The 12,057-nt window shown below is 48.6% G+C and carries 16 protein-coding genes, 1 tRNA gene and 2 pseudogenes; 10 read left to right on the top strand and 9 right to left on the bottom strand.

Annotated elements, in window-relative coordinates; genetic code table 11:
* The first annotated feature begins 35 nt into the window (after window positions 1-35).
* Both NTE_RS08695 and NTE_RS08690 read left to right on the top strand, forming a co-directional pair.
* Window positions 36-512, top strand: a complete 477-nt coding sequence (locus NTE_RS08695) for a hypothetical protein (protein WP_148700661.1) — start codon at window positions 36-38, stop codon at window positions 510-512.
* Window positions 513-551: 39 nt separating this feature from the next.
* Window positions 552-971, top strand: a complete 420-nt coding sequence (locus NTE_RS08690) for an SRPBCC domain-containing protein (protein ID WP_148700660.1) — start codon at window positions 552-554, stop codon at window positions 969-971.
* On the opposite strand, the gene NTE_RS08685 is transcribed toward NTE_RS08690, so the two are convergent.
* A complete protein-coding gene (locus NTE_RS08685; protein ID WP_148700659.1) occupies window positions 968-1,504 on the bottom strand; it encodes a hypothetical protein in 537 nt (178 codons plus the stop codon). The genes NTE_RS08690 and NTE_RS08685 overlap by 4 nt on opposite strands.
* 75 nt (window positions 1,505-1,579) lie before the next feature.
* On the opposite strand from NTE_RS08685, the pseudogene NTE_RS17600 reads away from it, so the two are divergent.
* Window positions 1,580-1,777: pseudogene (locus NTE_RS17600) on the top strand (DnaJ domain-containing protein); the annotation flags it as partial.
* Between the two features lie 218 nt (window positions 1,778-1,995).
* Here NTE_RS17600 and NTE_RS08675 read toward each other — a convergent pair.
* The 3 genes from NTE_RS08675 to NTE_RS08665 form a co-directional block, all read right to left on the bottom strand.
* Window positions 1,996-2,211 (bottom strand): hypothetical protein, encoded by a 216-nt coding sequence (locus NTE_RS08675; RefSeq protein WP_148700658.1) that lies wholly within the window; start codon window positions 2,209-2,211, stop codon window positions 1,996-1,998.
* Between the two features lie 190 nt (window positions 2,212-2,401).
* Window positions 2,402-2,497 (bottom strand) — tRNA-Met (locus NTE_RS08670).
* 85 nt (window positions 2,498-2,582) lie between these two features.
* A complete protein-coding gene (locus NTE_RS08665) occupies window positions 2,583-2,906 on the bottom strand; it encodes a hypothetical protein (RefSeq protein ID WP_148700657.1) in 324 nt (107 codons plus the stop codon).
* A 137-nt stretch (window positions 2,907-3,043) separates the two neighbouring features.
* On the opposite strand from NTE_RS08665, the gene NTE_RS08660 reads away from it, so the two are divergent.
* Window positions 3,044-3,310: a hypothetical protein gene (locus NTE_RS08660; protein ID WP_148700656.1), complete on the top strand. Its 267-nt coding sequence runs from the start codon at window positions 3,044-3,046 to the stop codon at window positions 3,308-3,310.
* Between the two features lie 244 nt (window positions 3,311-3,554).
* Here the strand turns inward: NTE_RS08660 and NTE_RS08655 are convergent, their stop codons facing one another.
* Window positions 3,555-4,058: an ester cyclase gene (locus tag NTE_RS08655; RefSeq protein WP_158385299.1), complete on the bottom strand. Its 504-nt coding sequence runs from the start codon at window positions 4,056-4,058 to the stop codon at window positions 3,555-3,557.
* Window positions 4,059-4,376: 318 nt separating this feature from the next.
* Window positions 4,377-4,709 carry a hypothetical protein gene (locus NTE_RS08650; protein WP_148700654.1) on the bottom strand — a complete coding sequence of 111 codons (333 nt, stop codon included), beginning with the start codon at window positions 4,707-4,709 and terminating at the stop codon, window positions 4,377-4,379.
* A 161-nt stretch (window positions 4,710-4,870) separates the two neighbouring features.
* Between NTE_RS08650 and NTE_RS08645 the strand changes: the two genes are divergently transcribed.
* On the top strand, window positions 4,871-5,167 hold the full coding sequence (locus NTE_RS08645; RefSeq protein WP_075053915.1) for a V-type ATP synthase subunit F: 297 nt from the start codon (window positions 4,871-4,873) through the stop codon (window positions 5,165-5,167).
* Here the strand turns inward: NTE_RS08645 and NTE_RS08640 are convergent.
* Window positions 5,164-5,745: a class II aldolase/adducin family protein gene (locus NTE_RS08640; RefSeq protein ID WP_148700653.1), complete on the bottom strand. Its 582-nt coding sequence runs from the start codon at window positions 5,743-5,745 to the stop codon at window positions 5,164-5,166. The genes NTE_RS08645 and NTE_RS08640 overlap by 4 nt on opposite strands.
* A gap of 61 nt (window positions 5,746-5,806) precedes the next feature.
* Here NTE_RS08640 and NTE_RS08635 point away from each other — a divergent pair, with 61 nt between their 5' ends.
* Complete coding sequence (locus NTE_RS08635) at window positions 5,807-7,132, top strand: PQQ-dependent sugar dehydrogenase (protein WP_226986926.1); 1,326 nt, start codon at window positions 5,807-5,809, stop codon at window positions 7,130-7,132.
* A 168-nt stretch (window positions 7,133-7,300) separates the two neighbouring features.
* Here NTE_RS08635 and NTE_RS08630 read toward each other — a convergent pair whose 3' ends face one another.
* A complete protein-coding gene (locus NTE_RS08630) occupies window positions 7,301-7,768 on the bottom strand; it encodes a MarR family winged helix-turn-helix transcriptional regulator (RefSeq protein WP_148700652.1) in 468 nt (155 codons plus the stop codon).
* Window positions 7,769-7,945: 177 nt separating this feature from the next.
* On the opposite strand from NTE_RS08630, the gene NTE_RS08625 reads away from it, so the two are divergent.
* Window positions 7,946-8,446, top strand: coding sequence for a hypothetical protein (locus NTE_RS08625; RefSeq protein ID WP_148700651.1), 501 nt, complete (start codon window positions 7,946-7,948; stop codon window positions 8,444-8,446).
* Window positions 8,447-8,482: 36 nt separating this feature from the next.
* Here NTE_RS08625 and NTE_RS17595 read toward each other — a convergent pair.
* A pseudogene (locus NTE_RS17595) lies at window positions 8,483-9,076 on the bottom strand (YdeI/OmpD-associated family protein).
* A gap of 285 nt (window positions 9,077-9,361) precedes the next feature.
* Between NTE_RS17595 and NTE_RS08615 the strand changes: the two are divergent.
* The 3 genes from NTE_RS08615 (at window position 9,362) to NTE_RS08610 (ending at window position 11,970) form a co-directional block, all read left to right on the top strand.
* Window positions 9,362-10,138: an SDR family oxidoreductase gene (locus tag NTE_RS08615; RefSeq protein WP_226986924.1), complete on the top strand. Its 777-nt coding sequence runs from the start codon at window positions 9,362-9,364 to the stop codon at window positions 10,136-10,138.
* Window positions 10,139-10,255: 117 nt separating this feature from the next.
* Complete coding sequence (locus NTE_RS16575) at window positions 10,256-10,423, top strand: hypothetical protein (protein WP_158385297.1); 168 nt, start codon at window positions 10,256-10,258, stop codon at window positions 10,421-10,423.
* 23 nt (window positions 10,424-10,446) lie between these two features.
* Window positions 10,447-11,970, top strand: coding sequence for a patatin-like phospholipase family protein (locus NTE_RS08610; protein ID WP_148700650.1), 1,524 nt, complete (start codon window positions 10,447-10,449; stop codon window positions 11,968-11,970).
* Window positions 11,971-12,057: the final 87 nt, after the last annotated feature.

The raw sequence follows: 12,057 nt of genomic DNA, 5'->3' as shown, positions 1-12,057 counted from the left end.
AAGACTTTTAACTTTTTGACACGCGCCTGTCCGTAATGGGTTTTGGCGGGCAAGAGCCCGGAAAAAAGAGGCGCCTCGTTTGGTCCATGGCGCTCCTTGCCGGCGCAGTCATTGTTGCCGGCGCAGGGACAAAAGCAGTTACCGACTATTTGCGCTCCCAGGACCCGATATACCAGTGCATACAAAACCCGCTTGCAGAGCCGTACCAGCTTACCTTGCCTGTGTCAGTAACTGTAGACGGCGCGCCTGCGCGCGTGCCAAGTGAAGTTGGCATCACCAAAAACTGCACCCTGCCTGTGCACACCCTGCAGGACAACACTATTCATGTGGCCTACAAGGAGCCGTACACATTCACGCTGGGCCACTTTTTGTACAACTGGATAGGGCAGAACCTGACAAAGTACGACACCAAGGTCTACGTCAATAACGTCCAGCATACTGGCGGCAGCTTTTTGGACATACCGCTCAAAGACGGCGACTCTATAAGGATCGAGTTTACTACAAGAAAGTAAATAACCTCCTCCTGCGGTGCACTTGATGCTGTCGCTGGCTTGAAAGAAATCTACACAGAAATAGAGATTGTCGCAAATGCACGGCGCGTGTGGGAAGTGCTTGTTGATTTTGCAAAATACGAAGAGTGGAACCCGTTCATAAGACAGGTCAGGGGCGAGCCCCGGGAAGGAGCAAAACTAGAGATCCACCTGACGACGCCTGCAGGGACAAAGCGCACGTACGAGCCCAAGGTAACCAGAGTCGAGCCGGAAAAAGAGCTCCGGTGGTTTGGCAAGGTTCCGGGATTTCTGTCTGGCGAGCACATATTCACCATTGAAGACGCAGGCAACGGCAGGGTGAAATTCATCCACCGCGAGGTCTTTGGCGGCCTGCTGTCGTCCTTTTTCAAGGACACCGACGACGTCAAGGCAGGCTTTGAGGAGATGAACCGGGCCCTAAAGGCGCGCTTGGAAGCCTAGAACCGTACAAAGTAGGATGCTATCGACACTGCGACTATGATGATGTTGGTGGCAAAGTGCAGCGCGTACGCGTGGTCAAGGCCGCGCTTTTTGTACAGGTATTTGTAGAAAAAGCCAAGTGGGAGAAGAGCGAGGGCGACGTGCACGGCAACTCCCATGGCAATGTGCAAAAACGCCCAGACGACGGTAAGGAGGGCGGTCTTGCGAAAGTACATTTCCTCAAAATAGTTGACGTGGATAAGCATGTATACAAGCATCGGGACAAATGGCAGAACGCCCCACAGTCCCTGGTCGGCCGCCGGCCCGATGGCGATGTTGTAGCCAAGCCACGACCAGTTCAAGATTGGTATCTTTGAGAAAAAGTCCATTGCAAATATGACGTACAACATCAAGATGCCTACCGTGAGCGGCAGGTAGACAATCGAACGCAGGCCGTTTCTCAAGTTTTTTAGCCTTGGCTTGGTCTCTTTGACGAGCAAGAGCGTCGGGACGACGGTTGCGACGTAAAAGATGATAAGAAAAGTGCTATCCAAGCGCGCCTATAATAGACGATTCCAGAATATATATGCCGTTGCAAGTTTATTTACGAGATCTTGGCAACGTACCAGGTGTCAAACTATTACGAAGTGCTTGGCCTCAAGCCCGGGGCGTCCCAGGAGGAGATCAAAAAGTCGTTTCGGAGTTTGGCCATGAAATACCATCCCGACAAGAATAAAGGCTCTGAGGAGTCCAAGCAAAAGTTCATGAAAATAGTCGAGGCATACGAGGTCCTCTCTGACACGCAGTCGCGCAAAAAGTACGACGAAAACGCGTTCTCTGTTTCGACTCATGCGGAATGGACGCCTTCTGCAGACTTTGCCAGGGTCTACAGCTATGAGGAATTAAAGCGCCAGTACCGTCAAGGCGGCAACATCCGCGGCGGCATGTGGGACATCAGCGACAAGGCGAGCATGGGCATGTGGAAGGCGACCATGATCCTGTTTGCAGGGCTTGCCGCAATCGTGATTTACATACTGATATTGCGCTAGTGTCTGTTGCGCCTGCGCTTGTGCTCTTCTTGGCGTGCCTTGTTCTTGTCAAACGTGGCGTACTTGAAGGCAAAAAAGGCACCGACCACCAAGCCAGGTATGGAGTACGTGAAAAACGACGAGCCATAAATGATTGAGAGCCCGATTGCAAGGCCGCCTGAAACAAAGCACGCAATCATGAACATCAAGAGCTGGACTTTAGTCGCTGCCAAGTCACCTTGTGCATTGCCGGCGACGGTATAAGTCGTTTTCTGTTGTTGATAATCTGTACCGCTAGCAATTTAGTCAAACACCCTGGCATCTTGCGAATTCTTCTTTTTCCTTACGCCTTGGCTACAGCCGCTCAAAGAGTCATGAAAAAGTACCAATCAATCTTTAGGCTTTCAGGCCTTGAAGGCTCCGCGGAGGGAGTGGGATTTGAACCCACGCTCTCATGTCCACGTGACACTCGAAATTGTCCATGTGACAAGCGTCCTTCCCAGACTCAACTATCCCTCCTTTTGCAAGGGCTAATTAATCCACGAGATTGGTACTAAAGCGTATGGCTCGTCTCCCTTATGCTCGATAGAAAATAGCAAGAAGCCTATTTGCGTCTTTGCATGAGATCATGAAATGCAACAAGTGCACGGGTCACCGCAGTAACGGCATTGCCGAGTTTGTTTTTAGATGTCATGTCAGGGGCAGTAAAATGCATGCCAGATATCTCGCCATTAGATGTAATCCAGAGATTGAAGTGAAAATCAGCCTTGTCTGTGTCGGCGAATTTGACGAGCTGCATTTTAAGCACACTTTCATCACCGCTCACAATGCGCAATCCGGAGCCCGAGGAGAACAATTTTACCAAGAATGCATAGAGATCATCAGGCTTCGCACGGACGTTTACAATGACTTCAGAAGCCCCATCCAACAGTAAATGATTATTCTCATGCTATTTATCCTCGATTGCCGCTCATCACTACGAGCAAGCTTCCAGTAGGTTAGCAAAAAAATCCCGCCTAGATGCCCTTCTACTTATTTAATTGATAAAGCCATCTATGGCCATATATGCCTGCCATAATGGATTCACGAAAGGAGCAAGCATTGCTGGACGCACTGGGCGCCATTTCCAAGATATTGGGCAGAGAAGAGGAATTTGATGCATTAATTTCTTATACTCGATATGCGCGGACCGAAGACTCTACGCCGAGCCTTGAAGACATAGCAGCACACACGCCAGCTTGGGTACAGCTTCTATCTCCGCCATTACGAAAGCTGTACGATGCAGGATATGACAATGGCTATGGCGATTCTAATCTTTCTAGGCCGACATAGTTAGCGCAGAAAAATAGTCTTTCTCCCCTCTTTGAGCGTGAAAACCCGCGCGCCGTCGTAAAAGGCATAGCTTGGAGCTGGTATTGCCTGCCAGCTTACTCCAAGAACATGACTTGTCATGGTTTCAAATTCTCATAAGCTGAATAAAGTTTGACAAGCCGTTTTCCATTCTTTTGAAGAAAAAAGAAATCTGCAAATAATCAGATTTGCAGCCTGCCGAACATTTTGATGTAAAGTGCGACAATTATCCTCCTTTTTTTATCATTCCCTTCCACGCATTAAAGATGGGCTCGTACTGCGGCGACGCAGCGCCGATTACTCCAAGCTGCATCATGAATTTCAGGTCGTCGCGAATTGCCCGGTGCTCAATTATCTTGCCGTCGGCAATCCGCACAATGTGCGCCGCCTGGTACGAAAAGCTGCGGCCTGATGGAGGGATGCCAAAAAAATCTCCCGTGTGTCGGCCGGTGACCGTCATTATCGACACGACCTTGTCGTTTGAAGCGATGCTCTCTTGCTCTTCATAATGTAGGTCGCTAAACGCGGCTCTTAACTTTTGAACAGTATCGATGAATTCACTAGGACCGCGAAGCTTTGCTCGCTCCGGGCTGGCTTGGGACTCGTGGTTAAAGTAATCAGGGTGCATGAATTCAGAAGCCTTGGTTACGTCTCCGGTATTCAGGGCCTGTATTGAACGCCGGGCGATCTCGATATTTTTTTCTGTTACCTGCTGTCGTTGCGTTGACATGGATATAATCCAGTATTCAGCCATTTAAGACGCTTGGAAGAATTGTCTGCTATGACTTACCTGCGGTGTCATGATATGTCGTATTTCTTTTCCCATCTTTTTACCTTGTATATGGTAAAAAGGCTTGCAGCCATTGAAAAGAGCATTGCTATTATCATGACGTCTTGCCTGGTCATGTCCCCGTACAGCTGTACGATCGCAGTCGTGGCATATCAGATGTTTGGAAGATTTTTCGTTAAGAAAAGCAAGGCCCAAACAGGCGTCGCTAACTGCTTTCAAATTCAGAGGAAAAAAGAAAAAAAGATGTTGCGTCCCGCGTTAGAGCGGGATTGCAATGAACTGGCTGTCCTTTCCGCTTCCGATTTTCTGAATGTCCAGCAAGTTCTTGCCAGCCTTCAAGAGAGCCATGATTGCGTCTGCCTTTTTGACCCCCATTGAAAGCACCTTTTCTGCCTGCGGCTCTTTTGGGTCAATCACCGTGAAGTGGATTGACTTGCCGCCGGTCTTTTTGCCTTCAAACTCGCTGTCCGCGATTTCGATCTTGTTCACGTTAAACTGCAGCGTCCGTCTTTCGCCAGGGGCCAGCTTTAGGAATTTTCCGCTTGCTTTCTTGGCCTCTTCAAATGCTTGGAATATGTTTTGGTTTGACATTGTGAATGATGCGATGTCCAAGGATAAAGCTATTGTAGCACCTTGGGGAGAGGGGGAGGGGTCCTCAATGGGTTTGCAGCTATTTTTTTTGTAGAAGAGAGAAGTTTCATCTCAAAAAGAATAAAAAGGGATACGAGTCAAGCGCACAGCAAGAAAAACATATGCGAATAATTGCCATTGGAAGCCGCGTTTTCGTTACCAGCTTCCAGCTTGCCGGCGTCAAGGGAGTCAAGGTCGAGTCGTCGGCAGAGGCGCTTGCCGAGATCAACAAGATGGGCGACACAAGCGACGTGGGGCTCGTGCTTTTGAGTGACGACATTGGAAAAGAGATTCGCACGCAACTGACGACGCTTCGCGCCAAGAGGCCAATCCCGCTCATCTTTGAGCTTCCATCCCCGGGAAGCAAGAAGGAAAAGGTCGACTATCGCGCCCTTTTGAAGCAGATTCTGGGCGTCTAGAGAGTACTGCGAGGCCCGCCAAGCAGCCTTGCCACGGTCAGTATTTTTGCCCACTCTTCCAGCGATTCGACAATGGCGCGGGCATGGTGTATGTCCTTGCCGGCCGCAACTACGCCGTGATTTCTGATGACCACTGCGCTTGCGCCTTTTTCAAATTCTGCAGAGACAGCCTCCGCAAGCTCTATCGACCCTGACGGCCTGTTTTCAATAATCGCAGGGTTGCCGACAACTATTTTTGCTTCTTCGATAACGTGCACGAATCCTTCTCCTGCAGATATTGCGACAGCTATGGTGTAGGGGCTGTGGGTATGCACCACGGCGTTTACATCCCTTCTGGCATCATAGATCATCCTGTGCATGTTGTGCTCCCTGCTTGGCTTTTTCTTGCCAAAAGCCCTGCCTGTTGACAGGTCCATCCTGACAAGGTCGCTGGTGTGCAAAAGGTAGCGCGGGATCTCAGACGGCGTTATCCACATGCTCCTGTTGCCGGCCCTGACGCTGTGGTTGCCAGAGACAGGCGAGGTAAGCCCGAGTGAATAAAGGTCTCTGACGCACCTTGCCAACTCGCTTTTTGTCATCCTTGTGTCCAATGGCGTTATCTTGAGTCCTTCTCTATAAGAAGCGTTTTAATGCATAATAGTGAGAAAAGCGATAATTCAGGCAGTGAGAAGGGCCGTATTTGCCGTAGCGGGTGCGATAATCGTCGCAGCCGCCATCGCGGCAGTCGCCGGCACATGGCAGACGCGTGCAATCCCGGGCATTACAGGCGACAATATCGTCACGCCAACTGACATCACTTTCACGGCTACAAAGGCTGGCGACCCTTTCAAGGCCATACCTGACTCTAGCCTGCCCCGACTGCGCGACCCTTCTTTAAAGGTCGAGAAAGTAATCGACGGCCTGACAGAGCCTACAAGCATGACGTTTGTAGGAAACAACAATGTGCTTGTCACGCAAAAGGGCGGAGACGTCCGGCTTGTCAGGGATGGCGCGCTGCAGCAAGGGCCGCCACTGCTGTCGTTCAAGGTCGAGACTGCAAGTGAGCGGGGCCTTTTGGGCGTCGCCTATGCAAAGGACAAGGTGTTTTTGTACATGACCGAGCAAAGCGGCCTTGACATCAGAAACCGAGTGTACAGCTATGACCTGCAAAATGGGACGCTATCTGGCAACTCGACGAAAAAGATGATCCTTGACCTTCCCGGGACGCCAGGGCCAAACCATGACGGGGGCAAGATAATTGTCGGCCCGGACGGCTATCTGTACATAGTCATCGGCGACCTGAACCGAAACGGCATGCTGCAGAACTACAAGAACGGCGCTGTGCCTGACAACACCTCTGTAATACTAAAGGTGGGGCTTGACGGCGCGCCGGCGGCAAACATTCTGTCTGGAGCCGGCGGCCTTGAAGGTTATTACGCATATGGCATAAGGAATAGTTTTGGCATGGACTTTGACCCGCGCAACGGCAAACTGTGGGCCACGGAAAACGGCCCTGACAGGTACGACGAGGTAAACGTGGCAGAGCCGGGCTTTAACAGTGGATGGGAGCGGGTGATGGGCCCGATTTCAAGGTCGCAACAGCAGGTAAGCGAGGGCGACTTGGTGATGTTTAACGGGGCGCATTACTCTGATCCAGTGTTTAGCTGGCGCCAGTCCATGGGCGTGACTGACATTGAATTTCTGAATTCAACCAAACTGGGTGACAAATATGCGTACAATGTTTTTGTCGGCGACGTCAACAACGGCAACTTGTATTACTTTACGGTAAACGGCAAAAGAGACGGCTTTACACTTGAAGGCAACTTGTCAGACCGCGTGGCGGACAACGACGCGGAAGGATCCGCAATCACGCTTGGCACCGCATTTGGCGGAATAACAGACATCGAGACGGGGCCGGACGGCTACCTCTACATCCTGTCGTACGGCAAAGGAAGCATCTACAGGATCGTGCCTGCTGCCCAATAAGTGTCCATAGGGAGGGGGCGTGCTTCCAGTGGAATGCCTGCTTGTTTAAAAGAATTAAACCGTTGTGTTATTTTGTTGCATGACAAGATGAGTAATAACTTTGCAAAAGTGATTGATGTGCAAGGGCCAAGAGAGCCTGTGGCGGATTTTTCTCATCGAAAGAGAGGATCATCTTTGCATATGCCGCAATTTTTTTGACTCCTCGCGCGTGAGCTCTATGCTCTTGTTCATCACGTCGAGCAGAAAAGTTAGCTCGCTGTCAGAGTACGGAGACAAAAGTTCATGCATTTTTTCATGAAAGGGGGTAAAGATCGCTTCAAGTTTCCTTTCCAACTTTTTGTTTTGGACAGGCTCGACAATGGTCCGGCGCCTATCTTTTGGGTCGCTTATCCTTCTTGCATATCCTGCCTCTTCCAATCGATCAATGATTCCCGTTACCGCCGCAGTGGTCAAGCCTGTAAGCTCGGCAAGCCTGCCAGCCGGCATGGCTCCATAGCTGTGGAGAAAATGCATGCATCTATGGTCGGTGACGTGCAGGTCAAGCATATCTGCCAGGGCCTGGTGGAACAATATTGTTTCAGTTGACATTTCCGTAAACTTTTCGCTAACAGCATGAATGACTTCTTCCCTCTCCATAGCCAAGTATCATAGGAAACAGATAAATATATTAGTTCATCTAATATCTAGACAGGTTAGATAATAACCAAACTAGTGAACATCAGTATGAGCAAGTTGAGACACGCATTGTCAATAGGGTTGGCTGCGGCAACACTTGCCGTGGTCTTGACTTATGTCCTAGGTGCCCCTGCGTTGTTGCAGACAGCCCAAGCGGAGGAAGGCCACAACTTGTTCATGTCCATAATCAAAGGAATAACCGGCGGTCACTCGTCGATGGCACAAATGCATGGTGGTGGTGGTGCCCCGGCGTCGGATTCACAACAGATGCAGCAAGGAATGTCAGAGTCACAGATGCAGGAAATGAAGCAGCAAGGAACGATGGGATTGATAGCGAACAACATACTAGGAAGCCCAAAAACGCTGCCGGCAGGAGGGCTTGCAGTGAATGTTGTCACAGGTGCCATTGCATTTTCCATAGCTGCATTTGTCATATCGTGGAAGCAGAGGTCGTTTGCAGTGGCAGGATTGCTGGCAGCAAGCGGAGTCATCCTCATGATACTCCCTCTTGCAAACATCAACTTTGTGATTCCAGGTCCAATAATTGGAGTCATAGTTGGGCTTGCGATTCTCGCACTTGGCGTAGCAAAAGGGATCGGAACGGCAAGGCCGACTGCAGTGTCTGCCAGAAAAAGATGAGGAGCCCAAGAATTATTTATTTTCTCATCGAATGCACTAATCATTTAGTCCCTTTCCATTGAGAATTTGCTGCATACATTTTTCAACCCTTGACTCCCGGGTTTTGGATAGTTTGGGTTGAGAAAAATAAAAAAGGTATCCTCTTTGCCGTCCCGGCGTCAATGCATAAAAAGCAGTTTTCAAGGCAGGGATTTCATTTAATTTATTTTGAAATTCTTCAGGAATTTTGAATTCTGAAGTCTTTTTAAAATTCACTTTCAAACCGGCTTTTTCCACTTCAATGGCTTCATGAATATAGGCTTTCAAGACAGGTTCCATCTCAACTATTTCCCGAACATTGGTGAACCGAATCTGGCGCGCCGCCTGAACATTCTCCGTTTGTCAGATTAGAATACCATGGGCATCCTTTAACAAGACACCTTTGAAAAACAGAAGCGCACAGTATTCTTTAAATCCATGTATTAAAACTATGTTTCTTTTCTAAAACGTGTAACAAGGACAACTCCACTTCAATTCTTCGGTCAGCTGACATTTGAGAATGATCATTCTCAACTTCTCAAATTCTTCCTGCCACTTTTTGGCTTTACTTAAATATGCATCAACCTTAGGATTCATTCTACTCTTTGTAATAGTAATTTCTCCTAAAGTTTACCAAATTATGAATCTTTATTAAAAGTTATCAGAACCATTGTTTCTTTATAGCATTCTGTTAACGTCGTTTGCTGCTCAAGTTCAGAAGAAAAGTTGAACCTTGTTGCACATGATATTTTACTCCCGGTCTGATTGCATCCTGTATGCACCAAAACAACCCTTTGATCATGCGACAGAATTGCTTCCTGTGAGCATCCCTTGGAGCCTGCTTGACATTGGCATTGCTTCCGTCAAAGATAAAAGAAGCGAGTATCTTATTTCATTATGACAACAACCAAAAGTGAGATGAAAAAATCTCTAGCTGGTAAAGTCGCTATTGTGACTGGGGCTTCCCAAAACCTGGGCCGCGCTTATGCCGAGATGCTTGGGATGGAGGGAGTGTTCGTTGTCGTTCGCTATCATGGCGAGAGCAAAAAGTCTGATGCTGAAGACGTTGCTACCAACATTCGTAAGGCAGGTTCCAAAGCAATAATTGAACAGGCTGACTTGACCAAAACAGCAGAGATCAAGAGGCTGTTTGACCGCACGATGGAAGAGTTTGGTCGACTAGACATTCTGATTAACACTGCTGGCAAGGTTCTCAAGAAACCCTTTGTTGATATCAGTGAGGAGGAATATGATAGCATGTTTGCGGTCAATGCGAAAGCCGCTTTCTTTTGCATGCAAGAAGCAGCCAAACGGATGGCTAACAATGGGCGCATTATCAATATGGAGACATCATTGGTTGGAGCGACAACACCTTACTATTCGGCCTATGCGGGAAGCAAAGCGCCGCTCGAAGACTTTGCCCGCGCCTTGGCCAAGGAAATTGGTAATCGCGGTATTACGGTCAACAATATTGCGCCCGGCCCTCTCAATACGTCGTTCTTTTATCCAGCCGAAACAAAGGAATCGACTGAATATTTCAAGCAGCAGAGCATCAACGGGCAGCTTGGCGAGATCAGGGATATTGTGCCTTTGGCAAAGTTTCTTGTCTCGCCCGAAGCGAGCTGGGTGACTGCGCAGACGATCTTCATTAACGGCGGATTTCTCACGCGGTAATGCGGGGTGATGTAGCTATATTCTTCATCCTTCATTTTTCAATAGGAAAACGCCTCGCATCCATGTGTGGTATATGTGTGTGTGCTTTCAGGAGAAATCGACAGGGCGGTAGTTTAGTTGCCGGAAGGTAAGAACAACTGTCAAAGGGCGCTCGTATTTCAGGGAGGAGGAGCGCTTGGTGCCTATGAAGCTGGCACCTACCAACAGATCTATAAAAAGTCAGCCAAGAGAAAGACGCTGCCGACGATAGTAGACTGTTTGACATCGTCGCAGGCACTTCGATAGGAGCCATAAATTCTGCGGTTCTGATGGGGCATTATCTGAAGAATAATAACAGCTGGAGGGGCTCTGCTGAAAAACTCTTGGAATTCTGGGAAGGACTTATGTGCCCCACAATCGCAGATGATCTGTTCGGCAGAAACCCGCTTGTCCAAAGCTCGTGGGATTATCTACACGCAATCAATCCGGGTATCGCCGATGCAGAAAGTGCTAGGAGGTTCTGGTCGATTTTCGAGTTTGCCTTTACTCCACGCGGCGTGCCAAACATGTACGAATCTGTCCCGAAATGGGGCTCCAAGTTCCTAAATCCATTTACCGATTTCCTGCCATGGTGGCAATATGACTACAAACAGTTGAGAAGCTATCTTTCCAAGTTTGTTGAATTCCCCATAAAGACGAGTCTTGAAAAAGGGCAGCCGAGATTGCTTCTTACCAGCGTCGACGTCCAAGATTATGCCACACCCGTGGTCCTTGATAGCTATGAAAAGCAACATGATGTTTCCGTTAATGGTAAGACAGTCATCGCAAAGGCGGAAAATGGTAGCAGTAGTAGTAGTAGTGGAAGATGGTATTCCGAATACGGGAATTCAGAAAATACGCACATTGTTTTTTACGATGGCATTGGCCCAGATCAGGTGCTTGCCAGCGCTCTTGGGAAATACGCTCTTGACCATCCTGAAATTGAGGACAAGGCAACTGGAACCGTGCGCCAACTATGGGATGGCGGCTACCTCAGCAACACCCCGCTGCGCGAACTCTTGACGGCTCATAAGAATTATTGGATGGAATACTTGCGAAAGACCCGCGGAAGCGGCAGCAATAGATCAATTACGCGTACTCCCGAGCTTGAAGTGTACATCGTCAACCTGCATCCTCTGGCACCAAGAGATATTCCAGAGGACAAGGATCTTATTGACGACAGAGAGAGCGATATACTATTTCACGACAGGACCACGTACGACGAACAAGTGGCATACGTTATGACGGACTTTGTGGACATGGCTGGTGAACTTGCCGAGCTCGCTAGATCAAAGGGCCTTTCAGAGAAGGTCGAAGAGATTCTGGATAGAAAGGCGAAAACCATAGCAAGGGTTGATGAATACAAGTTTACTACCTACAGGGATCTCTTGTACGGAAAGCCGCGTATTTCAAAGGTGTGGCGAATAGACAGACTCGAGAGCGCCGGTGCGACATTTGGCAAGGTTACAGACTTTACTCCTTCTACCATTAGAGGGCTTATCCGAGCTGGCGAGATCGATGCCAGGATTTCAATTGATAGAATGGAGGTCGTCTTTGCCATAGAAGACTTGATTTCCGATGGAATCATGTCGATAGAAGAGGGCGACGAGATAATAAAAGAAGCAAGAGAAGTTTTGACAACCGAGCAGTTGCTGTATAGAAAGAGAAAGGAGGAAGTAATAGAGGCTTACAATAGATTTGTCAAGATAATAGAAGCCAAAGATATTCCACTTGACCGAAAAGAGGTGATGATAAGCCCTGGAAGAGATATTGTTGCCATAGTCTCAAAAGCAGATAATGCCAAGCGTGTGTGAGCAGCCATGAATCACCACAATGAACAAGTACACCGTCTTGATGTGGCCGTTGTGTAGCCTAGCTCCTCTCAGCTCTTAGAACAGCAA

Origin of the sequence: Candidatus Nitrososphaera evergladensis SR1, from assembly GCF_000730285.1 — an archaeon.
GTDB classification, from domain to species: Archaea; Thermoproteota; Nitrososphaeria; order Nitrososphaerales; family Nitrososphaeraceae; genus Nitrososphaera; species Nitrososphaera evergladensis.
Note: the sequence above shows the minus strand (reverse complement) of the source record. Positions and strands in the feature narration are given on the sequence as shown.